This is a genomic window from Bacteroides sp. M10 (assembly GCF_014334015.1).
Classification (GTDB): Bacteria; Bacteroidota; Bacteroidia; order Bacteroidales; family Bacteroidaceae; genus Bacteroides; species Bacteroides intestinigallinarum.
In genome coordinates this window covers 1,086,993-1,112,975 of record NZ_CP060488.1, presented here as the reverse complement: position 1 = coordinate 1,112,975, position 25,983 = coordinate 1,086,993, and the positions used below count along the sequence as shown (strand labels likewise).

General features: G+C 44.1%; 24 protein-coding genes, 1 tRNA gene and 3 pseudogenes. 4 read left to right on the top strand and 24 right to left on the bottom strand.

What is annotated here, in order from left to right:
• Nucleotides 1-3: 3 nt before the first annotated feature.
• Nucleotides 4-588 (top strand): hypothetical protein, encoded by a 585-nt coding sequence (locus H8796_RS04295; protein WP_004323938.1) that lies wholly within the window; start codon nt 4-6, stop codon nt 586-588.
• Between the two features lie 183 nt (nt 589-771).
• Here H8796_RS04295 and H8796_RS04290 read toward each other — a convergent pair whose 3' ends face one another.
• The 14 genes and pseudogenes from H8796_RS04290 to H8796_RS04225 form a co-directional block, all read right to left on the bottom strand.
• The gene (locus tag H8796_RS04290; protein ID WP_007219214.1) at nt 772-1,314 is read right to left on the bottom strand and encodes a hypothetical protein; all 543 of its coding nucleotides are present in this window, start codon (nt 1,312-1,314) and stop codon (nt 772-774) included.
• A 24-nt stretch (nt 1,315-1,338) separates the two neighbouring features.
• A pseudogene (locus H8796_RS04285) lies at nt 1,339-2,529 on the bottom strand (relaxase/mobilization nuclease domain-containing protein).
• Nucleotides 2,530-2,544: 15 nt separating this feature from the next.
• Nucleotides 2,545-2,919, bottom strand: a complete 375-nt coding sequence (locus H8796_RS04280; RefSeq protein WP_004323935.1) for a hypothetical protein — start codon at nt 2,917-2,919, stop codon at nt 2,545-2,547.
• Nucleotides 2,920-3,091: 172 nt separating this feature from the next.
• A pseudogene (locus H8796_RS04275) lies at nt 3,092-3,619 on the bottom strand (hypothetical protein).
• 50 nt (nt 3,620-3,669) lie between these two features.
• Nucleotides 3,670-4,017, bottom strand: coding sequence for a hypothetical protein (locus H8796_RS04270; protein WP_004323933.1), 348 nt, complete (start codon nt 4,015-4,017; stop codon nt 3,670-3,672).
• A gap of 136 nt (nt 4,018-4,153) precedes the next feature.
• Nucleotides 4,154-5,539: pseudogene (locus H8796_RS04265) on the bottom strand (VapE domain-containing protein).
• 1 nt (nt 5,540) lies between these two features.
• Complete coding sequence (locus H8796_RS04260; RefSeq protein ID WP_004323931.1) at nt 5,541-5,861, bottom strand: DUF3853 family protein; 321 nt, start codon at nt 5,859-5,861, stop codon at nt 5,541-5,543.
• 179 nt (nt 5,862-6,040) lie between these two features.
• Nucleotides 6,041-7,285 carry a DUF6043 family protein gene (locus H8796_RS04255; protein ID WP_117932945.1) on the bottom strand — a complete coding sequence of 415 codons (1,245 nt, stop codon included), beginning with the start codon at nt 7,283-7,285 and terminating at the stop codon, nt 6,041-6,043.
• 13 nt (nt 7,286-7,298) lie between these two features.
• Nucleotides 7,299-8,789 carry a tyrosine-type recombinase/integrase gene (locus H8796_RS04250; RefSeq protein WP_187343937.1) on the bottom strand — a complete coding sequence of 497 codons (1,491 nt, stop codon included), beginning with the start codon at nt 8,787-8,789 and terminating at the stop codon, nt 7,299-7,301.
• A gap of 611 nt (nt 8,790-9,400) precedes the next feature.
• A tRNA-Ile gene (locus H8796_RS04245) sits at nt 9,401-9,474 on the bottom strand.
• A 90-nt stretch (nt 9,475-9,564) separates the two neighbouring features.
• Nucleotides 9,565-9,876 carry a DUF4491 family protein gene (locus H8796_RS04240; RefSeq protein WP_004302581.1) on the bottom strand — a complete coding sequence of 104 codons (312 nt, stop codon included), beginning with the start codon at nt 9,874-9,876 and terminating at the stop codon, nt 9,565-9,567.
• A 5-nt stretch (nt 9,877-9,881) separates the two neighbouring features.
• Nucleotides 9,882-10,346, bottom strand: coding sequence for an Lrp/AsnC family transcriptional regulator (locus H8796_RS04235; RefSeq protein ID WP_004302580.1), 465 nt, complete (start codon nt 10,344-10,346; stop codon nt 9,882-9,884).
• A gap of 159 nt (nt 10,347-10,505) precedes the next feature.
• Nucleotides 10,506-11,384, bottom strand: coding sequence for an FKBP-type peptidyl-prolyl cis-trans isomerase (locus H8796_RS04230; protein ID WP_117932749.1), 879 nt, complete (start codon nt 11,382-11,384; stop codon nt 10,506-10,508).
• Nucleotides 11,385-11,404: 20 nt separating this feature from the next.
• Entirely contained in the window at nt 11,405-11,989 is a 585-nt protein-coding gene (locus tag H8796_RS04225) for an FKBP-type peptidyl-prolyl cis-trans isomerase (protein WP_008775241.1), read from the bottom strand.
• Nucleotides 11,990-12,462: 473 nt separating this feature from the next.
• On the opposite strand from H8796_RS04225, the gene H8796_RS04220 reads away from it, so the two are divergent.
• Nucleotides 12,463-13,161, top strand: coding sequence for an NAD-dependent deacylase (locus H8796_RS04220; protein ID WP_117932751.1), 699 nt, complete (start codon nt 12,463-12,465; stop codon nt 13,159-13,161).
• A gap of 20 nt (nt 13,162-13,181) precedes the next feature.
• On the opposite strand, the gene H8796_RS04215 is transcribed toward H8796_RS04220, so the two are convergent.
• The 3 genes from H8796_RS04215 to H8796_RS04205 form a co-directional block, all read right to left on the bottom strand.
• Nucleotides 13,182-13,406 carry a hypothetical protein gene (locus H8796_RS04215; RefSeq protein WP_009001116.1) on the bottom strand — a complete coding sequence of 75 codons (225 nt, stop codon included), beginning with the start codon at nt 13,404-13,406 and terminating at the stop codon, nt 13,182-13,184.
• A gap of 13 nt (nt 13,407-13,419) precedes the next feature.
• Nucleotides 13,420-13,770: a helix-turn-helix domain-containing protein gene (locus tag H8796_RS04210; protein ID WP_117932753.1), complete on the bottom strand. Its 351-nt coding sequence runs from the start codon at nt 13,768-13,770 to the stop codon at nt 13,420-13,422.
• 70 nt (nt 13,771-13,840) lie between these two features.
• Nucleotides 13,841-14,617, bottom strand: coding sequence for a class I SAM-dependent methyltransferase (locus H8796_RS04205; protein WP_117932755.1), 777 nt, complete (start codon nt 14,615-14,617; stop codon nt 13,841-13,843).
• 441 nt (nt 14,618-15,058) lie between these two features.
• Here H8796_RS04205 and H8796_RS04200 point away from each other — a divergent pair, with 441 nt between their 5' ends.
• Nucleotides 15,059-15,916, top strand: a complete 858-nt coding sequence (locus H8796_RS04200; RefSeq protein WP_117932949.1) for an SGNH/GDSL hydrolase family protein — start codon at nt 15,059-15,061, stop codon at nt 15,914-15,916.
• Between the two features lie 92 nt (nt 15,917-16,008).
• Complete coding sequence (locus H8796_RS04195) at nt 16,009-18,402, top strand: glycosyl hydrolase 115 family protein (RefSeq protein ID WP_117932757.1); 2,394 nt, start codon at nt 16,009-16,011, stop codon at nt 18,400-18,402.
• On the opposite strand, the gene H8796_RS04190 is transcribed toward H8796_RS04195, so the two are convergent.
• The 7 genes from H8796_RS04190 to H8796_RS04160 form a co-directional block, all read right to left on the bottom strand.
• Nucleotides 18,389-19,138, bottom strand: coding sequence for a glycosyltransferase family 2 protein (locus H8796_RS04190; protein WP_004311135.1), 750 nt, complete (start codon nt 19,136-19,138; stop codon nt 18,389-18,391). The two genes, H8796_RS04195 and H8796_RS04190, sit on opposite strands and share 14 nt — an antisense overlap.
• Nucleotides 19,131-20,396: a glycosyltransferase family 4 protein gene (locus tag H8796_RS04185; protein WP_008775236.1), complete on the bottom strand. Its 1,266-nt coding sequence runs from the start codon at nt 20,394-20,396 to the stop codon at nt 19,131-19,133. The genes H8796_RS04190 and H8796_RS04185 overlap by 8 nt, the downstream gene beginning before the upstream one ends.
• Nucleotides 20,397-20,406: 10 nt before the next feature.
• Nucleotides 20,407-21,525 carry a glycosyltransferase family 4 protein gene (locus H8796_RS04180; protein WP_117932759.1) on the bottom strand — a complete coding sequence of 373 codons (1,119 nt, stop codon included), beginning with the start codon at nt 21,523-21,525 and terminating at the stop codon, nt 20,407-20,409.
• The gene (locus tag H8796_RS04175; RefSeq protein ID WP_008775234.1) at nt 21,498-22,520 is read right to left on the bottom strand and encodes a hypothetical protein; all 1,023 of its coding nucleotides are present in this window, start codon (nt 22,518-22,520) and stop codon (nt 21,498-21,500) included. The genes H8796_RS04180 and H8796_RS04175 overlap by 28 nt, the downstream gene beginning before the upstream one ends.
• Nucleotides 22,517-23,380 carry a phosphorylcholine transferase LicD gene (locus H8796_RS04170; protein WP_009001110.1) on the bottom strand — a complete coding sequence of 288 codons (864 nt, stop codon included), beginning with the start codon at nt 23,378-23,380 and terminating at the stop codon, nt 22,517-22,519. Before H8796_RS04170 ends, H8796_RS04175 begins: the two co-directional genes overlap by 4 nt.
• A gap of 79 nt (nt 23,381-23,459) precedes the next feature.
• Nucleotides 23,460-24,521, bottom strand: coding sequence for a hypothetical protein (locus tag H8796_RS04165; protein WP_117932761.1), 1,062 nt, complete (start codon nt 24,519-24,521; stop codon nt 23,460-23,462).
• Nucleotides 24,508-25,965: a lipopolysaccharide biosynthesis protein gene (locus tag H8796_RS04160; RefSeq protein WP_117932763.1), complete on the bottom strand. Its 1,458-nt coding sequence runs from the start codon at nt 25,963-25,965 to the stop codon at nt 24,508-24,510. Before H8796_RS04160 ends, H8796_RS04165 begins: the two co-directional genes overlap by 14 nt.
• Between the last annotated feature and the right edge of the window lie 18 nt (nt 25,966-25,983).

Genomic DNA, 25,983 nt, shown 5'->3' with positions numbered 1-25,983 from the left:
ACAATGGAATCATTATATGAATCATGGGCTAAACGTAATCCCTCTTGGGAACGACGTTACCAATCGACTGTCGTAGATGTATTCTGCGATTATGGAAAAGGTGTGAGTAGCTTCTTGGAAGCTCGTGGTAAAATTTTTGGAGCAGGTTATGAGATTTTCATTATCGCGTTCTTTATCGGATTATATCACAATAGGACAAAGCCATTGATTGAAGACAGAGACAAGAAGAAAGTATTCGGTCAAGCTATCCAATATTGGGGAAATATTGAGAATCGTATCGGCAGAACCTCATATGGGAATATACGTCGCTATATTTTTGCTGCATTAATTGCAAGAACTGATATTGACTTCATTGCATTAGACAAAGGTGAAATTACATTGAGAACTGTAGTTGATAAGATGATGGAGAAAATGGAAGAGTATGCCAACTATGGCTTTGATTACATTGAAGACAAGTTGGCCAACGATCCAAACTATTATTTTAGTGACGTTGCGTTCTTAACGGAAATAACCAATATGCTGGTGGCTTCCAAAACAACAGAAAGTGATAATGACCTTGATGATGAACTGCCAGAATCTCTTGATTAATAAAGTCTAATAAAGAGAACGAAAACAGAACTATATCATGATGCCGTGTTGATGAAATAATATCAGGCTGGGTTCAATACCCAGCCTGTACACATAGGATAAGGCTCAGGATTACCTGTCAACTATCCTCTAAATAATCCATGACACATTCAGGTAGCAGTCTGTTACATTGCACATGATGTTTCATGTAACACAATATGCAACCAGCACTAATGTCACTGTGTAAACGAACAAAAATATCCCCAAGACTTTCATCCAAAAGTCAGAGAACCAAATACCCTCGTTCCGTCTGAGGATTTTGCGCATATTGAACTCATGCTCAGTTAGCATCTTTGCCTGTTTGGAACAATGATTTTCCAACATGGTCTTCCATGTCTCGATAGCTTTATCTAAAAGTTGTTGAAGCTGAGCAAGATGCTCAGATTTTATAGTAGCCTTGAACTGTGTGTTTCGTTCTGCTTTTACAATCGCATTGCAAATGCCGTTGATGATATTGTCGGAACTATCAATAGCAGCCTTTAATGCCACTGTGACATCATCCTCTGCTTTGATAACATTCTGAAGGTCTTGCTGGATTTTCAATAAAGTCTCTTTCGCCTCACGTATTTCTACAAGTAGCTTGTCGACATCTTGTTTCTCTGCCTCTATTTCATGGCTTATTTCAGCCGACTTAAGCATATCATCAACGTTTATTGATGGAGTGATGTTTGATTTTCTAATTCCCATGATTCTTGCTTTTTAATGGTTCATTTATCTGTGAAGTCCTTTTCTGCGTTTACACATGCTGTTTGCCATTCTTGCACAACGACGCGCCCATTCAAGTTCATCCTCGTCCTTATCTCTTCCCCAACCTCCTGTATCAGAGCCACCACCACTTGATGTCGCCATACTTGTAGCAGCATCCAAATATCCTGCAAAGAGCAAAAGAGCCGTGTGCTGTATTTCTTCCAGTTTAGCTAATGGATGTGCTTCCTCCAAAGAACAATTCTGTCGGATGATATTGTCTGCCGCTTCGGGTATCTCCACATGGTAACTGTGATATTCGTCTGTCGCTATATTGTAGTGCTTTATCACAGGCTGTGAAATAGGAGTAATATCTGCTGTCCGTGTTTGTTGGGAAATAGGTTTTGTCGGTTCGGACTTCCTCTCCTGCGGATGGAGTTTCGCCTAAGTAGCCTCTATCTTTGATGGGGTAAGGCTTCGTCCTATACCTAGCACCGATGATTTATAAATGGAGTTGCCGCGTTTGATGGAATAACCGTAAACACCGCCACTTTCTTTCTCTTGCAAATGTACTTTGTAGCCCCGTTTTGTCAGTTCTGCTTCATACTGTTTCCAACTGAATTTGTCCATCTTGCGAAGTATCTCCATACAACAGACTGAGATTTCTTGCCTATGCCGTATGCCTATTTCTTCAGATTGCATCCAGCCGCGTCTTTCGTTGATGATATTCGCAGCCATGACAGCCCTCTCACCAATCTTATGGCTGTCGTTTATTCTGCCTTCCATGTCCACACGGTTGGCATCAATGTGCAGATGGAGAATGCCACTTTTGGAATCACGATGCAGGGCGGCTATGTATTGCGAACCTTTGAGGTTAGTCTGCTTTGAGGAAGCCCGTTTGGTCTTGCCGGAGAGGTCAATGGAATCAAACACACGGATGAACTCATTTGACAAACTTGCCCAATCATTCATTGTCCATCCTCGGCTTTCTTCTTCGGATGGGGAAATCTCAATTCTTATTACATTCCTGCCAAGCGGTCTGCCCTTGTTGATATTCTCGGCAAACTTTCTCTGTACGAGCATCATCCGTCCGTACATTGCTTCCGGTGAGATATTATCGGGCAAGAGATTGGCTTTGACTATATCTGCTTTCTCCTTGTTGACGGAATATCTTATGGCATTTGCGCCATGCGATATGGTGGAGGCTTTTGCTATCATAATAGGTGAGGGAATTTATTCAGTAAGGTAATTTTCTATCTGGCTCCAGCGATTGATAAGCTGAGTAGCAGCTCTCATCCATTGCTCCACAAACCGGGTATCGCTGAAATAGATTGCCCGTTTATCCGCTTGAATGGATTTCACAGCTGCCGCAATACGGATAAGGTCACCCCTTGCATCCGTCAGGCTGCACAGAGCTTCCACTTCACGGTTAGTCAACCGTTGCCGTGGGTGTTGCCCCAAAGCAGTACGCCGTATATAACCGCTCATAGACAAACCACAGGTCTTAGCAAGTTCCGCCACTTGGGTGTATTCTTGTTCCGTTACTCTGGCTTCAAGCCGCAGGGTGCGCCTTGTGATTTTCTTGTCTGTATTCTTTTTTTTCTTCATACTCTGTTATGCTATGAGTAAAACATCAATTAAAAAGGGACAGCACGGTGGGAGCTTGCGACTGCCGGCATATGCCTATGTGGTACGAATAAGCGGAGCGAATTTGTGCGACATAGGAACTTCTTGCAATACTATATACAACAACTTCGGACACATAGCTTCCCCGATATGGTTATGCCATATTATCTGTCGGAATACCCTCATCAGATTCTTCCTCTGCCGCAGGCTGTGGAGGAACTGAAACAGAAGGGAAAGAAGAAAGGGAAAGCAGTTCGCCTTCTTCTGGTATAACAGGCACATTCTCTCTTTCATCTTGTCAGTCTTTCAGCCGGACATAGAAAGGATTGTCTATGCGGTTGCCCTCTTGCATCCATGCTGATATACATTTCAGCGTGTGGACGCTTGTTCGGTTACTCTGCGTGGTTGCGACAATTCCCAACTGGTTCATCTTGTCAAGCACACGGGATATGGTCTTTTTGTCATAGCCCAACTTGCTGGACAAATCCACCTCAGAAAGGATGGCTTGCCCCACTTGCAAGGTCGTGGAAAAACCTTTGATGGCATACTTTGTTTCTTTCAATACAGCCGCTTCAATAAGTCGGTGCAAAATCTTCATGCGGTCAATGCCGTACTTGCTTCCTGCCAAATACGAAAGTTGCTCTGACGAAAGCACGATACAATAATTCAAGTTTGTTTTCATCGTCTGTCTGTTTGAAGGTGTTTTATAAATGGTGCAGCCAAAAGAGAAAATCAACGGTGCATTCCGCAACCTCTCTCCGGCATATAATACTCCCTATCGTATGCGATATGGTCAAGCACGTTTTGCAGCCTGTCAAGTTGTCGGCTGTCCAATATGCGGATAGCGGCAATGGTGATATTCTGTGAGGCGATACGGCGGTGTTCGCAATTCTTTTCTGACATACTACCGTCTCCATCAGCATGTACACTGTGCAGGTAGTCGTTCACAGCTTCGGTCTGTTCTTTGCTCGGATATGCCGCAGGGCAACGGTCTTGAATATACTCTACCATGTGGCTGACCGCATTTGCAAGTAGCGGAGCACATTCTTGCAGTTGTTTGATAAGTTCTTCCTTTCTCATGTTTTCAATTATTTTGTCCCATGTCCCAAAGCATATCCTGTAACTTTCTCTTTTCTCTGTTTTTTTGTTTTTATTCTTTTTCAAAGGAAAGAGGGACAAAGGGACATGATATTTTTCTTTTCCCTTATTTTGAAATTTAGAATGGTAAATCCGGTTCACTTGGTAATGTGGTACAGGCTTTTTCACTAGGTGTACCCACTCTCACCCACGGGTGTTTTGTCCGCCCCGTCTTGTCGCAATAGGCAGGATGCAAGCCCTTGACCTTCTCCTGAGTGCTCCGTTTCCAGTTTGGAATCATTGACATCAGGCGGTTGATATATAGCGAAGTGTATTTGGACGGATTGCGTCTGACCAAATCATTAGGCATTTCCTCGATAATCTGCCGGGCGCAAACCATGTTGAGTGAAGTCATTGTTGAGTTTGGCTCTGAGTATGCCCCTTTTTGATAAGCCAGTCGGGTAGGAATGGTCCAACTTGCATACTGCATGGGTACCTCACGCTCCAAGAACATCTCCAAATCTTCCATGATGGGGTCAACAAGGATGCTGGAATGTTGCACCTGTATCTCGTTGGCTTTAAATTCCATGTCTGTTGTCAAGTAAAGTTTCATCCCTTGCCGATAATAGGCGTATGCTTCTGCCCAAAGTTGGGGAACAGCGCATTGTAGAGTATCCAGCCATTCGGATACATGACCATTGCCTTTGACTGGAATTATCCACTAGCGGCGGTTTCCATTGTCTCCTTGCAGGAAGTTTGTCTCATTGGTAGTAGCCTCAAAGACATTATGTCGCATAAACTCCACCACTTTATGTCCGTAGGCAGGACGCATATAGTCGCTGCAACGGCTCAGAAAAGCCTTGGCTGCCTCTGCATCATTCGCCCGTTTCAAACCATTCAACTCACTGATTTCAATAATCCAGCCATTGGTTATGGTTTCTACTTTCTCCTTATCGCCACTGGCGAAAGAGAACGAGTCGTTAAACCACTTTCCACTGATGGTCTTGAAAAAGGTGCTTTTCCCGATACCCTGCGGACCGGGCAAGGTCAGTACGTTGTCAAACTTGCAACCGGGACAGAATACACGTGCCACAGCCGCCACAAACCACAGTTTTGTCTGTTCCCTGACAAGCGGATTGTTCTCAGCTCCGAGATAATCTATGATGGTTGTAGCTATACGAGGCTGTCTGTCCCATGTCTCTTGCGTGATGAATTCCTGTACAGGATTAAAACTTCGTTCTGAAGAAGTGGTCTTCAGTATCTCAAAGACTTTACTCTGTGTCAGACGCAGTCTATATGTCCTTTCCAAATAGTCTTGTATCTTTCCTGCTGATTCCTCATCAACCTTATTCCCATTAACATTTCGGAACAAAGGGCTGAAACATACATCGTCTTGACAAAAGGTATCGTACTTTATCAACCTCAAATTTTCGTCCGATGTAAAAATGAGTCTAAGGTTACTGATGGAACGGACAGGATTCCCGTAGCTGTCTGTTGTCAGCTGCTGTTTCCAAATTCCATCCATACTACTGCTCTTTAATACGGATTCCACCTGATTCCTTTGCCAAAGACAGCGCAAGGTCTGCGTCCACCACAATCTTTCGTCCTATCTGTGTGATAGCCTTGTCTATGATGCCGCTCTTTTTGATGCGGTTGGCAGTGGGGACACTACATCCGAAAATACGGGCAATCCCCTCTATCCCATAGTAATTGCCTTTGGATGCTGTTTGGATAGTGGGCTTTTCGCTGGCTTCCACACTCTTGGTGATAAGAAAACAAAGTTCTTCGCCCGTCATCATGGCGATGGGCTTCTGAAGTAGCTGGTTGAGATTGAAGTTTTCTTCCATGTCTTTACTTGTTTGATTATTGAATAATTTAAGCCTCGGTTCAACTCTGTGAAACCGATTTCACAAGCAAAGGTGGTGTATGAAACTCTGCGTATCGGTCGGTTTATTTACACTTTAATTTTACCGACCGTATTTCAACAGATGTTTGCGGACAAAATACGGATAGCTGGATTTTCCAACTACCCGTTATTGATAAAATACTCCGACCATCGGTCTATTATTCGTTTTGCCTTGGTATAACTGCTTCCTCTCTGAGGCGAGTTCAAAGTCATATCCTTGATTTCACCATATCGTTTCTGTGGTATATCGTGTCCGTAATGTCGTTGGGAGAACTGCTCTATGGCACGATGGAATGTCATGTATCTTATAGAGGCTTTCACCATTCCTGCTTTTACCAATGCTTTCAACAGGTAGGCAAGGCTTATGTCCTCAGTGTTCTCTTCAAGAAAAAGACGGATTCCCTGCTTGATATGCACCTTATCTCCTGTAAGAATATCATCCAGTGATTGTACTACCTTTCGATTTCCCCGTCTGCCTTTTACTTTTCGCAAGGCAAACATCACTTCTTTCCATATTTCTGGATTACAGGTTTCCACAGCATCTTCCCATCCGGCTTTGCTTTCAGTCCCCATTTCGATGCTTTGAGTTACAAGAGCAGCAACGCATGATTTAATCAAAATCATGTCGCCATTATCAACCTCACCATTGTTCAACAGGCAGTCAAGTAACTTGGCCATACGTGAAAGACCATGGTCAAATACCACGAAATAATACATACAATAAGCCAATGTTTCTTTCTTTTCCATCACATAATCATACAGATTAGCCATTAGCCCACCAACAAAAACAGCATGAGAAAGGATAATGATTCGTAAGATGTACGTCAGGGATTGGTACACCATCTTTCTTTCCAGTTTGCTCATCAGATAGCATCCTTTACTATTCCTTATGAGTACATCCAACTGTCCTGTCAAATAGGCTCTCGTTTCCTGTGGCAGACGGTTCCAAATTTCAATAGGTGTTTCAGAACGAACCATCAGTAGTTCTGACTTTGGAGATGTGAGTAACTCTACTGTGCCCGTTTTTACATTGATACCTATCCACAGCCGTTTGTTAGTGATACATTGGGCTATAATATCTGTATATCTACCAGCCCACTGTTGATCGGCTATATTCTGTACATCTTTGCCATTCATGAAATCAGAAAGCCAGTTATACAGCATTAAGGCTTCGGGCGGTGTACAATCCCGCATCATCTGGTATATATCCATCAAAACAGATAAGTTCCCCTTGCCTACAGCGTCCATGCGTTTACAGAAATCGGCATACGACTCTTCATGAGCTGATTTCCATGCATGAATAGCCATATCTGCGTGATCTTTCCTCTTGAAGTAGTCACTTATTTTCTCTATGAAATTTATCATCTTCAAAGTCGTATTATCGTGTAAACAATTTGGCCAATTCTTCCGTGGACATACTTGCCAGTTTCGCCAACAACACATCCCTTGCAGAAGATTCTTCCAAGTTTAACAGCTTTGAGTTATTCTCCATCTGAATTTCCAGAGGGTAATGTTCAATGTATATTTGGGTGATTGCATGCTCGGAAGATGAATGCCCCATACTTTCAGAGATATAATCCATATCTACCCCTGCATTATGCAGGTTGGTGGCAAACGAGTGACGACACCATGTACCGGACGGACGGATGGACTTGTCCCAGTGCAGTGCTTCATGGCATATCTTGATGATGCGGTCTTTTACATTTGAGTTTTCTTGCATGGTGTATTTACGGCGCAGTTCTTCTGTTTCCGCACCTTTTAATATATGGGGAAAAACCAGACCGCCCCGAGTCGGAGGTGCCGCCACTTCGTCTAACACATATTGTAAAGGAGGGATGATGGGAACTATTACCTCGGAACCGTCAGCACTTCTTCGGGAAGTTTTCTTTCGGTTGAAGCGAAAAGCCTTGCCATCTGTCTGATAATAGTAATTATCGTAAGTCAATCGTCCGGCATCAGCCATATTGAAGCCATTGCACAGGTACTGGGCAAGGAAAAGTCCCAATGAATAATGTGCGCGTTTCACATAGTCTTCCGACCAGTGTTCGGGGTATTTCTTCGAGACAAAAAGATTGTAGAGTTCCGTCATCTGACTAACGTTCAAGAAACTCTGTTTGCGCTTCGTACTCTTGGGTATGCTTACAAGCCCCTTCTCCTTCTTATTAGAGAAAGGGTAAGGAACATCTTTAAGGAAGCCCTCGTGTATGCACCGATTCCATACAGCACGGCAACAGCGCAGATAGATTCCTGCCGTAGTATCGCTGATTTTTCCAATGATTGCCCCATTTTCATCTTTCACTCCATTGTGCATCCCCTCTTTCCATTTCTGGATTTCTGCGGCACTGATACAGAATCCCTTGACCACATCTGTTCCGAGTATCTTTCTGAATGATTTGAGCGAACACTCATAGCTCTCTGCTGTGGTAAAACGCACTCCACCGTCGTCTGTGCGTAGTTCGTGAATGACTTGCTCCCATACACTAACAAAGGATTGAGCCTTTGTTGTGTCCTCATTAAAAAGCACCACTCCTTCGCCCATGATACATTGACGTACCATTTCAAATGTCAGGATACCGCCCTTGTTCAGGTTCGTCAGAATATCCTTGTATTTGGGAGTAATGGTATCTTTCCATTCCTTTTGAAGTTTGTAGTTCTCGCTCTTGCATTTAGTCGCATTGCAGATGTCCGAAAACTTTTTCTCAGTAAAAGAACTTCCAACTGTAAGATAAAAGAACTTGCGGTCAATTGTGAAACGTAGGGATAAAGGGAACTCATACGCATTCTTTCTGCGAGTGCGTGAATCCAACACGATAGAGACAGAACAATTCCGTTCTTTGAAAAGGGACATGGACTTTGTCAGTTTTTCCATTGCATTCATTGTTTATGTTCAACATAACCTCTGAACACAGACGCTTTGCAATGTGAGGCATACATACACAAAACGCTGCATATAACCACTAAGTCCCTATCCTTAGGTGGATAAAAACATTGTTGTTATATGCAGCGGTGCAATCTCGTTGTCTTCTGTCGCTGACTGGTAGCCGGGCTTATGCTTATCGGTCTCAACCCCTGAAGCAACTCTCGCGTTTCGTTTGTCGTAGAACACCCTCCGACTGGCATTCCCTCTACGCATTGATTCATCGGAATGGGATAACCCTCCCACGATGGTTAGGCAAACTCACTTTCCTTTTTCAAGAAAGAGCACTATAATGGTCATGGCTTGCCACAAATGCATTATGCAGTACAAAACTACAATATTATTCTATAAATCAGATGCAAATAGGATATATTTGAATTTATTTAACCGTCATGTATGAGCACATTGACTACCTGCCTTGATAAACATGATATAGGATTGCATGGAGTTTCACAGAAGTTCTATGCGTAAACATAACCAACTCAAACAGTTTGTTTACGCATTGTTTACGCAAGAGCAAGAAAAAAGCAGCTACGAAATTCGTAACTGCTTGATTTTTAATGTGGACCAGCCTGGGCTTGAACCAGGGACCTCCAGATTATGAGTCTGTTGCTCTAACCAACTGAGCTACAAGTCCGATGTATCCTTTGTTGGATGCGGTGACAAAAGTAGTATTTTCCCTCGAATTATGCAAATCCTTTTGATAAAAAACTACGATACTTTATTTTTAGAACTTATATTTGCGCTTCGGGTTCTTGGGGAACCATCCTTTTTGTACCCGCTCTTCCTGTTCGAAGACCTCTTTAATCGTCCAGAAGGAAGAAAACGCAAACACGCCAAGCAAAGAAGATAAAATCACATTATCGATGCTTAATGAGGCGACCACACCGGCTATGCCGAGTACCAGGAATATCCACCAGCATTTTGTACCCCAATAGTATTCGGCCTTTACCACGACGGGGTGAAAAAGGCCGATAATCAAAAAGGTACATATTCCGATGAATAACCCTGCAAGGTGATATTCATTTAGAAACTCCATCACAATTATTTTTCAACGCGGATGGGGATTTCTTTCTTGATACTTTGTTCCAGAGAAATCAATGTCTCGGTAGCTACCACACCCGGTATTTCTTGCATTTTGTTATTCAGCAAGTCCATCAGATGTTCGTTGTCGCACGCATAAAGTTTTGTCAGCATTGTGTACGGGCCTGTAGTGAAATGACATTCCACAATTTCGGGAATTTTTTGTAGTTCCGCTACGACAGATTTGTACATGGAGCCTTTTTCCAGCTTGATACCCACGTAGGTGCAAGTTCTGTATCCCAGTGATTTCGGGTTAACGTGGTAACCAGAGCCTACAATGACACCTAGGTCAATCAGTCTTTGCACACGCTGATGAATAGCTGCGCGTGACACTCCACATTCGGCTGCTACGTCTTTAAAAGGGATGCGGGCATTCTGGGAGATAATCTCTAAGATCTGCCTGTCGAGGTTGTCTATTCTTTCCATAATAATAAATTGTAATTTCCTGTTGTTATCAAATAGTAAGCAAATATAGAGATTTATTTTAATTATTCTTCTTTTCCGAGAAAAAAAATAGGAAAAAGCAAAAAAAAGAGGCGCAAATGTTTTGCACCTCTTTCCTTTTTCTATTTAGAAAGAACTTTCTTATTTCTTATCTTTTTCAATGCCCAACAGTTCAACTTCGAAAATCAAAGTAGAGAACGGTTTGATCTGATTGCCAGATTCTCTTGCACCGTAAGCAAGTTCTTGAGGGATGTAAAGTTCCCATTTAGAACCTACAGGCATCATAGTCAATGCTTCTGTCCAGCCTTTGATTACTTGGTTAGCACGGAAAGTAGACGGTTCGTTACGTTTGTAAGAGCTGTCGAATTCTGTTCCGTCAATCAAAGTACCTTTATAGTTTACTTTCACTTTGCAAGTGTCAGCAGGAATTTCACCCTTACCTTCAGTGATTACTTTGTATTGCAGACCGCTCGGAGTTGTTTTTACACCGTCTTTAGTCTTGTTTTCAGCAAGGAATTTTTCGTTTTCAGCTTTGTAGTCAGCATATTTTTCTGCCAAAGCTTTAGCTTTGATCGTTTCCATAGCTGTACGAGTATATTCTTGAGCTGCTTCCATAGTCATTACGCCGCCTTTTTCCAAAGTACCTGCGATGAAACCTGCCAGGAAGTTTTCTTTGCTGATAGTTTTAGTAGAGTCAGTGCCAAATAATTCCTGGTTGATACCTTTCATCATCTGGTTGCTGATTTGCTGACCGATTTGCAGACCTGCCATGTAAGCGATGTCTTTTTTGCTAGTCTTGTTTGCACCTTCGTTCAAACCTTTGATGAAATCTGCCATGTAGGTAGTATCAACGTCCAGACGGCCTGTCAGATAGCCTTTCAGACCTTGAGTCTGCGCCATACCGATAGAATACGACAGTGAGTCGATGTCTGATTTCAGATTTGCTTTAGGAGCTTGAGCTGTACAAGAAGCAAGGCTTGCAGCAGCGGCGATTGCCATAAAAATACTAACTTTTTTCATTTTGCTTTGAAATTTTTTATTTATAATACTTCGAGTAATTCTACTTCAAAAATGAGTGTGCTATGAGGAGGGATCATTTCTCCGGCACCTCTTGCGCCATAGCCAAGTTCTGACGGAATATACAGTTTCCATTTAGAACCTTCCGGCATCAGCTGCAATGCTTCCACCCATCCCGGGATTACTTGGTTGACACCGAATACAGCCGGTTCTCCGCGTTGGATAGAGCTGTCGAACAGTGTACCGTCGATCAATGTTCCTTCATAGTGGCATCTTACCTGGTCGGTAGCTTTCGGCTTTTTGCCTGTGCCTTCTTTGATAATTTCATATTGTAGTCCGCTGGGAAGAACAACTACGCCCGGTCCTTTTTTGTTTTCTTCGAGGAAAGCCTGTCCTTGTTCGATAGCAACGGCACCCATTTTAGCTTCCAGTTCTTCGAAATACTTGTTTACTATTTCGCGGGCTTCATTGTGGCTGATAGCCGTCTGATTGCCTTCCAATACGTCTTTGATTGCTTGTGCGAAATCATCTACCGCAAGGTTTCCGATTCCCATACTTGATAAGTTTTGACCAATTCCGAGGCCAATAGCGTAACTGAATTTATCCATATAATGTTTTTTGTTGGCGATTGAAATGTATCACCATCATGGTTTTAGCTTTCAATCAATTGCAAATTTATGAATCGCAAAAGTACGTGTTTTATTTGAATGATTTAGCATTTGCTATTTAAAAATTCTTATATCTGTGAAAGTTAATCGCTTTTCTTTAAAGAATTAGTTTTTTTGTTCGTAGGATTTAATCGGCTTATTCTTATTCTTTAGGTTGGTTTATGTAGATAATTAATCGTCTGACAACTGTTGAACTTTCGTCTGACTACTGTTATTCTTTCGTCTGACAGTTGTCAGACGAAAGAATAACAGTAGTCAGACGAATAGTTGTTGCCATAAATAATGCTAACTATCTGCATCTTTCATCTTAAAGTTCTGTATAAACCGGATTATATTAAGCGTAAGAAAGTATTCTTTTATTCGATGATTCTGATTACATTTGTGTGGCTATTAAAAAAGAAGGAGGAATAGTAATGAAGAATCTGGTAGTTTTGACGGGTGCGGGTATGAGTGCCGAGAGTGGGATTAGTACATTTCGCGATGCAGGCGGTTTGTGGGATAAATATCCTGTGGAGCAGGTGGCTACTCCTGAAGGTTATCAGCGTGACCCGGCTTTGGTGATTAATTTCTATAATGAGCGTCGGAAACAGTTGTTGGAGGTAAAACCGAATCGTGGACATGAATTGTTGGCGGAACTGGAGAAAAATTTCCATGTAACGGTGGTGACACAGAATATCGATAACTTGCATGAACGTGCCGGGAGCAGCCATATCGTTCATCTGCATGGTGAACTGACGAAAGTGTGTTCCAGTAGAGATCCTCATAATCCCCATTACATAAAAGAGCTGAAACCGGAAGAATATGAAGTGAAGATGGGAGACAAAGCCGGCGACGGCACTCAATTGCGACCTTTTATCGTATGGTTTGGAGAAGCTGTGCCGGAAATTGAAACAGCCATCCAATATGTGGAGAAAGCGGATATTTTCGTTATTATCGGTACGTCGCTTAATGTATATCCTGCGGCGGGGTTGCTTCATTATGTACCGAGAGGAGCAGAGGTGTATCTGATTGATCCGAAACCGGTAGATACGCATACTTCCCGTTCGATACATGTGATTCAGAAGGGAGCTTCTGAAGGAGTGACTGAATTGAAACAGTTGTTGGGAGTTTGAGAGGTTTTCTCTTCCCGGTTTTATTCCAGTTCGGTGGCAAAAATATGATTGTTCCGGAGTACTTCCGATATTTCGAGTGCAGAGATATCCCTGCACTCGATTCTTAATATTTTCTCCCAGTCCTCAAAGTCCACATTCCATTTGTCTATTTGGGGGAACTCTGCCAAAAGCTCTCCTATGCGCTTGATGTCACGCTTTTGAGTGATAGAAGTTCGAAAAATCAGAATCTTATTTTCTTTTTCCATATTCTTTAGAGTTTTATTTTAATGAACGGAACTTCCGGATCGTCATACTGAAATGTAACCTAAAATTGCGACTTAAAAGTGAAAGGCTGCTAAAGCCGCAAAGGCGGGCGATTTCAGTGGCGGAAAGTTCCTTGTTTCGTTTTAATAATAGGGCTGCTTTTTCAATCCGGGTACGTTTGATATAATCCGTAGGCGTTTCGCCCGTCAGAATTGTAAATACGCGATGGAAGTGGAAAGGAGAAAAGCAGGCAATACCTGCCATTTTCTGTAATGATAACGGCTGGTCTATGTGATTGTGAATATAGTCGGTCACTTTATTGATCCGTAACTGATATTCCTGTTTATTGATATCTTTCGTCTCCATGTTTTCTGCAAAGTAAAGGATAATAAATGCCGGAGAGTTGTCCTATCTTGCTAACTTCTCCGGCAGATAATCAATCTCTTTTTTGTCCTATATAGAATACGTAGCCGTAATATTCTTTATACTTATTATATAGGCTCTCTTCATACCGTTGCCCGGTGATGAGGTCTGTGGCTGCGTCATTTCCTGCATATTCCTTTAAGAAAGCTTCCTGAACCGGGAACTGGGGAGCATAGAAATGCTCGAGCCAGCAATTTTCCGGTAAAATGAAATGGGCTGTCGGGATATATCCTGCTTTTTCCATTTGCATTATCTTTCTTGGGATCGTATCGATTTCCGGGTAATTGGCCATCCAGAAGTCTTCTATTTCGGAGGGACGTTCAGGGGTGAACCAGGAGGCTTCCGTTACAGCGATAAATCCGTTCTTTTTCAGGAATTTGTTCCATTCGTTCATACCGCGTTCGAATCCTATGTTATAGATAGCGCCTTCGGACCAGATCAGATCGAGTTCTTCCTCTTGAAACGGCAGAGCGTCCATGGAGCCGACGATACCCTTTACTCTGTCTTCACAATGGGCTTCTATTGCATTTTTGTTGAATAGCTCGATAAAGTCGGGGAAAAGGTCGATACCTGTAATTTGTCCTTTCGTATAGTTGGCTAATGCCATTGCCTGACCGCCTGTGCCACAGCCAATGTCGGCTATTCGTGCCTTGTCGGACAGTTCGTTGATGAAGCTTACGGCTTTTTGTGTGACTTCAGGACTTCCGGGACCTTGACGTTTTAATGCCTTGAAGTAATTACATATCAGTGTAAAATCGAATTCGTGGATTGATTTAAAATCGTTACTCATTGTTTTAATGTTTTAGTTGTATGGCGAATGGAGGCATATAATGATGCTTGCAACCATTTGACCATACAAATAGTTTAAAAATTTAGATATAGAAAGTAACTCTGACAAGAGTATGTCAGAAAACATAAGGGATAATCTGTAATGAGAGGAAGGTTTACAGATTATTTACAGAACGGAATCCTTATGGAATGAAAATGAGTTAAACATCCAATTTTTCTTTTAGTTCGTGGCAAAGATAGGGTTTTAGCTGTAAAACTCAATGATAACTTGATTGAAAAAAGACTGTAAACCTGCATTTTAGCAAGAATAGTCAAATAGGAATATGTTTATATATCCGGTTGTATGGATGAGATTGATCGTCCAAATTGATTGGAACTACATTTTTTTGAGTTATTTTTGTCGAATATTAAATACAAATCTCTCATTTAATGTATGATACCGATGAAAAGCAAATTATTACTCACATGTATCCTCCTGTTTTTCTGTTCCTCTTTTCTGTGCGGACAGAATCAATCTTCTAAAGTGGCAAACTCTGTTGAAACGAATAATGGATGCATCCGGCACCCGTGGCAAGGAAAAAGAGTGGGATATTTGGGAGACTCTATTACAGATCCCAACTGTTATGGTGACAAGATAAAGAAATACTGGGATTTTCTGCAGGAATGGCTGGGAATCACTCCTTATGTATATGGTATCAGTGGCAGGCAATGGAATGATGTGCCCCGGCAAGCCGAGCAACTGAAGAAAGAACACGGCGGAGAAGTAGATGCTATCGTGATTTTGATGGGTACGAATGATTTTAATGACGGTGTACCTATTGGAGAATGGTTTACGGAAACAGAAGAACAAGTGATGGCAGCCCGTGGGCAAACCCAAAAGCTGGAAACCCGTAAGAAACGCACTCCTATAATGGATGGAAGCACGTATAAGGGACGTATCAACATAGGAATCAATAGACTGAAACAACTCTTCCCGGACAAGCAGATTGTGTTGCTGACCCCGTTGCACCGTTCACTGGCCAATTTTGGAGAAACGAATGTGCAACCGGATGAAAACTACCAGAACAGTTGTGGCGAATATGTGGATGCCTACGTGCAGGCTGTTAAAGAAGCCGGCAATGTGTGGGGAGTCCCCGTGATTGATTTTAATGCGATAACCGGATTGAATCCGATGGTGGAAGAACAACTGATTTATTTCTACGATGCGGGATATGACCGTTTGCATCCCAATACGAAAGGACAGATACGCATGGCACGAACGCTGATGTATCAGTTGCTTGCGTTGCCTGCTACATTTTAAATAGGCCGGACAGAATTCTATGAAATTGTACACTATTCTATAGTACATTTTCTGCAAACCTGTAATTTTGTCTTCTATAAATAATAGAACCTATGAGACATAAACTTCTGTTTTCTTTTTTCATCTTTTTGATAGTTGCTTTGCCGATTCGTAGTAAGGATTTTGTTTTGACTTCCGGTCAAACAGTTGTCATCGCTTGCAGCCCTTCTGAAGAACTGGTTGTACGAACCGCATTGGAAATGCTGGGGCGTGATATTCAGACAGTATTGTCGTCGACTACCCAAGCGAATGAGAAAACAGGTGAAATTGTGATAGGAACGGTGGGACAGAGTGAGCTTATCAGCCGGACCGACATAGATGTTTCTGCGCTAAAAGGCAAGAAGCAGGCTTTTCTATTATCTGTTTCTCCGGAGGGTAAATTGATCGTAGCCGGCAGTGACAAACATGGTACGGCTTATGGAATACTCGAAATATCCCGTTTGTTAGGTGTCTCTCCCTGGGAATGGTGGGCGGACGTAACTCCGGAAAAGAAGAAACTTTTTAAGCTATCTTCCAAATTCCAAAGTCTTCAGGCTCCTTCGGTGGAATATCGGGGTATATTTATTAATGATGAAGACTGGGGCTTGATGCCATGGAGCAGTCGGACCTATGAACCTTCAAAAGTGAAAGGTGAGATAGGCCCGCGTACCAACGAGCGTATTTTCGAACTCTTACTTCGTCTGCGTGCCAATACCTATTGGCCTGCAATGCACGAATGTACACTTCCTTTCTTCCTGACCAAAGGTAACCGGGAAGCTGCCAAGAAATATGGAATCTTCATCGGTGCTTCCCACTGCGAACCGATGGCTTGCAGCGCTGCCGGTGAGTGGAAACGAAGAGGAGAAGGGGCTTATGATTATGTGAATAATGCTCCGGCTGTTTACAAATTCTGGGAAGACCGTGTAAAAGAGGTGGCAGATCAGGAAATACTCTATACGTTGGGTATGCGTGGTGTACACGATGGCAAGATGCAGGGAGCGAAGACGGTGGAAGAACAGAAGGCCGTAATAGACCGTGTGTTTGCAGATCAACGCGGGTTGATTGAAAAATATGTTGATAAGGATGTAACTAAAGTCCCGCAGGTTTTTATCCCTTATAAAGAGGTACTCGACATTTATCATGCCGGATTACAGGTGCCCGATGATGTAACATTGATGTGGTGTGACGATAACTATGGCTATATCCGCCATTTTCCTACGGCCGAAGAATGCGCACGTAAAGGAGGGAATGGAGTCTATTATCATGTTTCTTATTGGGGACGTCCGCACGACCATCTCTGGTTGGGTACGATGAGCCCGTATCTGATTTTCCAGCAAATGAAGCTAGCCTACGGTCGAGGCATACAGAAGATGTGGATACTGAACGTCGGAGATATCAAGCCTGCCGAGTATCAGATAGAGTTGTTTATGGATATGGCCTGGAATATAGAAGCTGTGGCCTCGGAAGGAGTGACCTCCCATCTGAAACACTGGCTGGAACGGGAATTGGGAGCTTCGTGTGCAAAGGCAGTATTGCCTGTGATGCAGGAACACTATCGCCTGGCCTATATTCGTAAACCTGAATTTATGGGAAATACGAGGGAAGAGGAGAAAGATCCTGTTTATCGTATTGTCAAAGATCTCCCATGGAGTGAGAAAGAAATCAACGGACGTTTGCAGGCTTATGATAAATTGTCGGAGACAGTGGAACGGGCAGCTTCGAAAATCCCATCCGGCAGACAAAGTGCCTATTTTGAATTGGTGAAATACCCGGTACAAGCTGCTACACAGATGAACCGGAAATTGCTATATGCCCAATTAGCCCGCCACGAGAAAGCGGATTGGGAGAAAAGTGATCTTGCCTATGACAGCATTGTAGTATTGACGAAGCAGTATAACTCACTGGAAGATGGAAAGTGGAACCGCATGATGGATTTTCAACCCCGAAAACTCCCCGTATTCAATCGCGTGGAAAGAAAAACGGCTACTTCTTTGATGATGAAAGAGCGTGTAGCTATCTATAAATGGAACGGCTTGGATGGGAAGAATATCCCGAATGGTAAGAATACATTGAATGCACGGAAAGGAACTTCTGCTATTTGTGAGGGTCTGGGATATGAAAGCAAAGCGACAGGCATTGACAAGGGAGATGCACTGATGTTCTCTTTTGACAATTGGAAAACAGACTTGGTAGAGGTTGACATCCGCTTATTGCCTAATCATCCTGTGGGAGGAGATCAATTACGTTTCTCAATATCGTTGGACGATGCAGCGCCTGAAGTGATCTCTTATGAAACGAAAGGACGGAGTGAAGAATGGAAAGAGAACGTGCTGCGCAATCAAGCCATCCGAACGGTTCGACTTCCGATATCTGGAAAGAAGTCCCACAAATTGGTAATCAAGGCATTGGACGAAGGAGTGATATTAGATCAGGTAATGCTTTATATGCCTTCGCCTACTGGTGAGTAACCGCACGGATCACAAACCATGCATGATGCGCCACGGTTCCAATCAGCCCGTAATGCTTTGCCATGATCCGAAATCTTTCTTTGAGGGATGCTTTCTGATTCCGGGTAGTCATTCCCTCCTCCAGATAGTCGATGATTGTCAGGTGGGTATTGTGCAAAGTACGTGCTTTCTTCATGATGCGGATGCACCAGTCGAAATCTGCAGAAAAGCGATATTGCAGATTATATGGTTCTACGAGCGTGTGGCGGGGGAAGAATGCCTGGTGGCAGACTAACATTCCCTGTTTGAAACTTTTCCAGGTGAGCGTTTCAGGGGCGGACAATCTGCGCATCCGCAGGAAATGCCTGTCCTTGTCTACGATAGCGGTTTCTCCGTAAAGTATATCGGGCAGTTCATTGCCGTTGATGGTGTGCACCATTTGTTGCAGCGTATCATCCTCATGAAAACAGTCGCCTGCATTCAGGAAACAGAGATAATCACCGCTGGCAAGGGCGATGCCCTTATTCATGGCGTCATACAGCCCTTTGTCGGGTTCGCTGACGACGGTGTGTATGCGTGACCGGTAGCGGTTGATAATAGAGAGAGTCCCATCCTTGGAAGCTCCATCCACGATAATATATTCTATATGATGATAGGTTTGTGAAATAACACTTTGAATCGTGTCTTCCAATACCTTTTCAGCATTGTATGTCACCGTAATGATAGAGAACTTGGGAGTAGGATGGACACTATGCATATTTCCCCGTTATTTTATTGTAGACATCTGTATATTTCTTTGCAACGATACTCTCCGAATAATTACCCAGAACCTTGCGGCAGGCCTGTGCGGAGAGTTCATTGTATTCCGGTTCCGTCAATATCCAATGTATTCCGTTGGCAAAATCTTCGGAAGATTTGTATTGTGCCACGTAGCCGTTGTGCAGATGATCGATCATTTCGGGGATACCTCCCACATTAAAACCGACACAAGGCACTCCACAGGCCATTGCTTCCATAATCATATTAGGAAGATTCTCTTCCAGAGACGGGATGGCGAAGAGATCTACGGCATTGTAGATATTCACCACTTCATGCTCATTCTTGATATAAGGGAGCGGGTATACATGGAAAGGAAGTTGTTCCTGTAACTGCTGCGATTGGTTGCCGAATACAACTACACCCAGTGAGTCTTTCCATTCCGGATGCTTTTCTGCCAACAGTTTACATGCTCCAATCAGATAGTCGACCCCTTTTCGTTTGTCAGTGATCTTTAACGAGCCAAACAAAACCAGTTTCTTACCTTCCGGCAACATGAATTTGGCACGCGCTTCCTTCTTGTTCATGGGTTTGAACAGGCTGGTGTTGATAGCATTCGGAATATTGGTGACGCTTTTCCCTTCAAACAATGCACTGGTCTGGGCTTGTTCCTTCAGCCAATGGCTGCACGTGACGAAATGAATGGGAGCATAGCTGTATAACTTCTGTTTTTTGCGGAACGTACGATAGGATAAATCCTTTCGTCCCCCGCCTTTGTAGATGTACGGACAGTCATGACATTCCTGCTGATAGTTGTTGCACTCCCGTGCGTAATGGCAGATGCCGGTACATGGCCACATATCGTGCATGGTCCAGACTACGGGTTTGCCGGAGGTCAGTATCTTTCGTATATCGTTCAGTGAGAGCATTCCCTGGTTGATCCAATGCAGGTGGATCACGTCGGCCTGGCGGAATTCCGGGAGTGAGGTGATGTCTGTACCTGTGTTGGCGATGTCTACGTCAAACAAATGGTAACGCCGGAAACGGTTGGCACTCCAGATCACAATCCGTTCCCACATGAACTTCCACACTTGCAACCAGTTACTTTTTAAGCGGACAACACTGATTTGGTCGGTCTGTTTGTCACGTACCAGCATTTTGGCTTTGATGCCGTTGTTTTTCAGTGATTCCATCAACCGGCTTGCTGCGATGGCTGCTCCTCCTATTCGTTCAGATGTATTTATAATCAGGACTCTCATGGGCAAAAGTTTATGCAAATGTACGGTTTTTAGAGGAAATGTTTGATATTTCCAGCAAGCTTTCTGCTATTTCGCGTGAAAAGATTTCGAGGTTGAAACGTTCTTCCGCCAGTTTGCGGGCATTCTCTCCCATGCGCCGTGCCTCTTCGGGGTGGTCGGCGATGTAGCGGATAGCGTCTATCCAGCCTTGTACGTCGTTATATTCTACGGTGATGCCTATTCCTTCCTTATCGATGTCTATTTCGAAGTTGGGGTTGCGCGAACAGATGACGGGGATGCCGAGGGCGAATGCTTCCACGAGTGTGGTCAGTCCTACGGTATAGGGGAAGTCGAGGCAGCAGATCACGATACAACTTTTGCGTGCCACCAGTTTCCCCAGTTCGTAGGGAATCACTCCGTCGGTATAATGGATGCGAATGGAGTCGGGCAATGCATACGGGTCGATGATCTTTTTATAGTTGATGTTACCGCATGAGACGGCAATGTACAAATCCAGTTTTTCGTTCGTTGCGGCAAATGCCTGGAGCAAGGTGTCTACGTCCCGGTTTTCTTTGCCGGTGGAGATAAATCCTTCGGGCTTCCGGTCGGGCATTTCTGCAAGCAGGTGGTCGTAGAAAGAAAGATCCGGTCCCCAATGGATGAGTTTCAGTTTGTGGGACGGAGCTTTCCGGGTTTTCTGCGAATCCTGAATCAGTTTCCGACTGAACAGGAACATTTGGTCTATACCTTTGTAGAAAAGGCGGGAGATTTGTTCGCGCCACGGTTTGGAATTGGTCACGACTGCCGTATGATGCCAGATCACGATGGGTTTGCGATACAGTCCCAGGGCACGGAGGAAGATGACGGGCTCTATGCCCCGGAAAGAGGTGGCGTAAAGGACGTCGTATTTCTCCTTGCAGAAGAGAATCTCTTTGGTGGCGTAAAGCATCAGTTTCAGACGGCCGGAGAAATATTTGCATTTGTGCATCACGGAGCGTATTCCGTAATTCTCCAGTAAAGGAAGTCCGTATAAGATGTGTCCGGGGAATTTATATTCTTTCCATTCCTCGTAGCTTTCCCGCGTGAGGCGGGTATGGTAAAAATAAATAGTAAGCAACTTATTTAGTGGTGCTTGTTTCTTTTCAGCCATTTGTTGATTCGGTTTTTGACAGCTTTCGTAATGATGGAGAAATTACCGTATTTCAGGTTGAGGAACAGTTCTTCGAACGAACGTCCGATCTTGATCCACGGATGATCCCAGCCCATGATGCGGTAAACGCTCTCTTTGTAGGCAACGTTTTCGATGACGTAGCGGGGATGTTTCAGTGGAAAATCCACCTCATAGCGCTTCATCGTGAAGATGCGGCGGTAACCTTTGGGCAGGGTATGAATCGAGCCGGCGAAATGGGTGGAATCTGCCGTTGCTCCCAGGTTGTTAATCATGTTGCGGGTAGGCACGATGCTTAGCCCGGAGTTGAACAATATGGAGGCGTGGAAGATCGTTTCATAAAAGGCTTTCTGCTGTTCCCGGTGACGCTGGCACATGTAGATAAAGTCGCTCCGGAATTTACGTTCCTTGATAAGCTGTTCCAGTTGTTGCATATTGAAGGAATCGTCCAGGAAGCTGTAGAACTCATCCCATTGGTCGACTACCCGTTTCCAGCTCGCCCATCCCCAGATGGAGAAGGTGGTGGTAAAGAAATAGTCGTAGGGCATGTCTTGGGTGATTTCTTCGGGGTTAAATCCGGCAATCATGCTGATGCGGGTGTCATGTTCGTATTTATCCAGCATCTCCTTGCAGAATTGGAAAAAGGAGACGGCGGGCACATCGTCGTCTTCCAATACGATGCACTTGTCGACTTTCGAAAAGGCCCATTTCTGCGAAATGTATTCCGAAGGGTCGCAGCCGAAATTCTTTTCCTGATAAAGCCGTTCTACTTCACATTCCCAGTCTATCTGTGATACGATTTCACGGCAGGCTTCTATTCCGGGCAGGTCACGTTCGTTTCGCGCTCCGTCCTGATAGAGGAAGAGGCGGGACGGACGCGCTTTCTTCACTTGCTCGAACACTTGTGACAACTGTTGCGGGCGGTTGAAGAACAGGATAAGTACCGGGACGTCTACTAAAGCGGATTTCATATTCATAGTTCTTGTTTTGGGGTTGTACTGAATGACAGAGCGGCAGGATAGTGGTTGTTCACTTTTTCCTGCTCTTCTTCTGTAAATCGATGCAGGGTTGGATAGTTGTAACGCAAAAATCCTTCCAGGTCATCGGGAGCGGTCACTGTGAGAGGGCCGAATTTCACGGGTTGCAGGTGGCGGATGCTTTCTACGGTTACGTGGTCGGCAGTGGCCATTACGTTGTTGTAGTAACGGGTGTTTCGTGAGTTGAAACAGCTTTGAACTGACACCAGCATGCGGTAGATTGCTTTTTTAGAGAAAAGCAGGTCGACTACCCTGTTCAGGAAACAGGAGAAGGCTCCCCGGTTCGTGGGGTTCTCTATTTCACATGTACCGAAGTGTTTCCACATCCATATCTCTTTTCCCATCAGGCAGCATTTGAGGAAGCCGAGTGTTTCGGATTGTATTCTTCGCAGCAGCTTGTTGTCGGGAATTTTGTCGAATGGGAATATATCGACAAAAATGCCCGGATGCATCGGGACATTCTTGAACATTTCTTCTACAAAAAGGGTGTCGTTTTTCTTGACTTTGGCAAAATAATATGGGGTATGAGGGTCTGTCTCTATCCATGAAAGGAAGTAGGAAGGACCCAGTTCCCCGGGAGCTACTTTCAGAAATTTGTTGTAGTTCTCCCGCGTCATGCCTATGTCAATATCATCATCCCAGGGGAGAATCGCCTGGTCGTAGAGTGCACCGATTGCCGTGCCGCCAATCACAAAATAGGGAATGTTGTGCTTCTGACACACCCGGATGGTTTCTCCCAATATGTCGTAGAGTTCGGCATGTAATAAATCAAGCTCTTCGGCTGTATATTTCTTGTTCATCGGAAATGGTTAATGCACGTTGTGCTACAAAAGTAGTAATTATATTGCTAAGTTACTATAACTTTGAGTTACTATCACTTTAAGTTCCCTTGCATGTTGAGTTTCCTTGCATAAATTCGGTGGCCACTTGTCCGCGTCCCGGTATGGGAAGGACGGATGCTTGCGGAAAGTCCTTGAGCAGACAGTCTGCCGGATTGATGTCCGGATAGAATTTCTTCAATAGGAACAGGCTGGGGCCGGTGGTGATGCTTCCTATAAAGACGGAGGCGTCCATCAATATCTGTATCGAGGAAAGGAAACGTGCCATTTGTCTTTGTTTCAGCTCTTTGGTGGTCTGCGTGAAGGCGCTGTTGACGTATCCTTTTTCGTCGGGGCTGCAAAGGGTGTACCAGTGTATGTCCGGGGCAAGGGTTTGTACTTGTTCGAAAAGGCGGTAATCGTCCGTTAATACAAAGACGTCGCGTAGGGCGGTCTTTTCTTTAATAAGCCGTATGTAGTGTTCCGGTGGAAGCAGATTGGTTTCGGTGATCTTGTCTCCTCCCCGTATCTGGCATCCTGCGTATTGGGGTGGAAGTTGCAGGTCGGCGGCACATTGGCGACATTCCTGTGCGGTGGTGTCGTTGAGTTTCCAAGTGATTTCCGTCAGTTTTTGGAAGGTATGGAGATAGTCGCCGTCTATTCCCAGTTCGGGAATATGGAAGTGCTGGTTAGGGTTGAACGTCAGTTGAAAGTTGAACAAGACCGGTTTGCCGTATGTGAAAAAGGCAATCGTTTTTCCGATGATGTTCTTACAGGTTACTTTCAGTTTCCATTTCAGTAACTTCGTCTTAGGCAGCTTTTTGTCTTTCATCAATGCCTGCCAGGAGGGGAGGCGATGGGTGTTATAGGTGTGATGAAACGGTTCGTGCACTTGCTCGCAGAAGGGGGCGAAACAATCTTCCCAACCTTTTTCCCATCCGAAGTTGGCGTCGTCGGAGTAGAGCTTGAACTGTATTTTGTGTTGCAGGCAATAAAGCATTGCGTGAAGCATATAGGTATATTCGGTGAAGAAACCGGCATCTATGCCTATGTGATAAATCATCGTCTTTTTGAAAGAACTATTCAGAAGGCGGTATCGGGTGGCAAGGTCATTTGGGTTCATGTGTCTTCTTTTTGATGAAATATTGGATGCTTTCTTTAAAAGTAACCGATCGGCTGCCCCACATGGCTGCTACGTAGAGTGCTGCAGCAAGCACTATCTTGCTTGCCAGGCGGAGATAAATATTCTCGATGGAGCGGGTGGTGTAATAGGTGATTACCATAACCGTAGCCGCAATGGCAGCATAAGGAAGTATGTCCATCAGGGCATGGCTAAGCTTCAATCCTATTTCCTGCCATACGAAGTAGTGCCATGTCAGTAGCCACAATATATTGATGGATACATAGACGGTGAGCATGGTAAAGATCCCATAAGAGTGGGCTAATAGAACGCTTGACAGTAAGATGATGCCGAGCGCTATGGTGTTCCACATATAGATGCGGGATTTTCCTTTACTGATAATCAGTTGTTGATAGAGGTATGCGATGGGAGCAAAGGCTCCGCTGATACACAGTATTTGCATGATTAATATGCTGGAATACCACTTGTCGGTGATGGTGATGATAATCAGCTCTTCCGATACGATTCCCAATCCCAACATGGCGGGAAACGAGACAAAAGCGGTGAAACGCAGCATTTTGCGAAATACCCGTTTTTGCCGTTCAAGGTCGTCGGACACTTTGGTGAGTACCGGTTGCGCTACTCCGTTTATCATGCCGGAGATGAAGAGTTGTCCCATGCCGCACCATTTATTGGCTTGGTTGTAATATCCTACTTCTTTTTCGCTGTAGAATTTACCCAGTATCACGGAAAACAGATTGTTATTGATGTGATTGAATACATTGGTAACCAGTAGTTTCCCACTGAATCCGAACATTTCCTTAATCGGGGTGAAGTTGAACTGCAAGCTCGGTCGCCAACGGGTGAAATGCCAGTAACAGGCTGTGTTGATGGTTACGTAAACGATGCTTTGCGTAGCAATTCCCCAGTAGGAGAAACCAAAGTAGGCAAGAGTGACTCCGGTGATTCCGGACACGGTGAGTCCGATAACCGAAGACAATGCCCGCTGTTTGACCATCAGGTTACGCAGGAGATAGGCACTGTGGGATATTCCCAGACTGGCAATGAAGAAGCCGATAAAAGAATAACGTGCCAGTGGTGTCAGTTCGGGAGTATCGTAAAAGTCAGCGATAAGCGGTGCACAGAGGAATAACAGCAGGTACAGCGACAGACTGATGGCCGCGTTGAACCAGAATACGGCATTGTAATCATTGTGCGTCACTTCTTTCTTATTAACAAGGGCAGCTGTGAAACCACTTTCCTGTATTGAACTGGCAATGAGGGAGAAGATGGCCAACATTCCCACCATTCCATAATCTGACGGAGTGAGCAACCGCGCGAGGAATATTCCGAAAAGCAGATTTAACAACTGCTGTATGCCGTTGCTGAATCCTCCCCAAAATAGTCCTTTGGCTGTCTTTTCTTTTAGTGACTGATTCTCGCTCATATTATTTGCAAAGAATAC

Coding starts and splice junctions, on each gene's coding strand:
- H8796_RS04270 (WP_004323933.1), bottom strand. CDS start 4,017: ATGAGAAAGGAAGAACTTATCAAACAACTGCAAGAATGTGCTCCGCTA.
- H8796_RS04190 (WP_004311135.1), bottom strand. CDS start 19,138: ATGCATAGTGTCCATCCTACTCCCAAGTTCTCTATCATTACGGTGACA.
- H8796_RS04290 (WP_007219214.1), bottom strand. CDS start 1,314: ATGGGAATTAGAAAATCAAACATCACTCCATCAATAAACGTTGATGAT.
- H8796_RS04165 (WP_117932761.1), bottom strand. CDS start 24,521: ATGAACCCAAATGACCTTGCCACCCGATACCGCCTTCTGAATAGTTCT.
- H8796_RS04260 (WP_004323931.1), bottom strand. CDS start 5,861: ATGGAAGAAAACTTCAATCTCAACCAGCTACTTCAGAAGCCCATCGCC.
- H8796_RS04280 (WP_004323935.1), bottom strand. CDS start 2,919: ATGAAGAAAAAAAAGAATACAGACAAGAAAATCACAAGGCGCACCCTG.
- H8796_RS04185 (WP_008775236.1), bottom strand. CDS start 20,396: ATGAGAGTCCTGATTATAAATACATCTGAACGAATAGGAGGAGCAGCC.
- H8796_RS04195 (WP_117932757.1), top strand. CDS start 16,009: ATGAGACATAAACTTCTGTTTTCTTTTTTCATCTTTTTGATAGTTGCT.
- H8796_RS04295 (WP_004323938.1), top strand. CDS start 4: ATGGAATCATTATATGAATCATGGGCTAAACGTAATCCCTCTTGGGAA.
- H8796_RS04170 (WP_009001110.1), bottom strand. CDS start 23,380: ATGAACAAGAAATATACAGCCGAAGAGCTTGATTTATTACATGCCGAA.
- H8796_RS04200 (WP_117932949.1), top strand. CDS start 15,059: ATGAAAAGCAAATTATTACTCACATGTATCCTCCTGTTTTTCTGTTCC.
- H8796_RS04180 (WP_117932759.1), bottom strand. CDS start 21,525: ATGGCTGAAAAGAAACAAGCACCACTAAATAAGTTGCTTACTATTTAT.
- H8796_RS04215 (WP_009001116.1), bottom strand. CDS start 13,406: ATGGAAAAAGAAAATAAGATTCTGATTTTTCGAACTTCTATCACTCAA.
- H8796_RS04160 (WP_117932763.1), bottom strand. CDS start 25,965: ATGAGCGAGAATCAGTCACTAAAAGAAAAGACAGCCAAAGGACTATTT.
- H8796_RS04240 (WP_004302581.1), bottom strand. CDS start 9,876: ATGGAGTTTCTAAATGAATATCACCTTGCAGGGTTATTCATCGGAATA.
- H8796_RS04205 (WP_117932755.1), bottom strand. CDS start 14,617: ATGAGTAACGATTTTAAATCAATCCACGAATTCGATTTTACACTGATA.
- H8796_RS04225 (WP_008775241.1), bottom strand. CDS start 11,989: ATGGATAAATTCAGTTACGCTATTGGCCTCGGAATTGGTCAAAACTTA.
- H8796_RS04250 (WP_187343937.1), bottom strand. CDS start 8,789: ATGGAAAAACTGACAAAGTCCATGTCCCTTTTCAAAGAACGGAATTGT.
- H8796_RS04220 (WP_117932751.1), top strand. CDS start 12,463: ATGAAGAATCTGGTAGTTTTGACGGGTGCGGGTATGAGTGCCGAGAGT.
- H8796_RS04175 (WP_008775234.1), bottom strand. CDS start 22,520: ATGAATATGAAATCCGCTTTAGTAGACGTCCCGGTACTTATCCTGTTC.
- H8796_RS04235 (WP_004302580.1), bottom strand. CDS start 10,346: ATGGAAAGAATAGACAACCTCGACAGGCAGATCTTAGAGATTATCTCC.
- H8796_RS04210 (WP_117932753.1), bottom strand. CDS start 13,770: ATGGAGACGAAAGATATCAATAAACAGGAATATCAGTTACGGATCAAT.
- H8796_RS04255 (WP_117932945.1), bottom strand. CDS start 7,285: ATGATAAATTTCATAGAGAAAATAAGTGACTACTTCAAGAGGAAAGAT.
- H8796_RS04230 (WP_117932749.1), bottom strand. CDS start 11,384: ATGAAAAAAGTTAGTATTTTTATGGCAATCGCCGCTGCTGCAAGCCTT.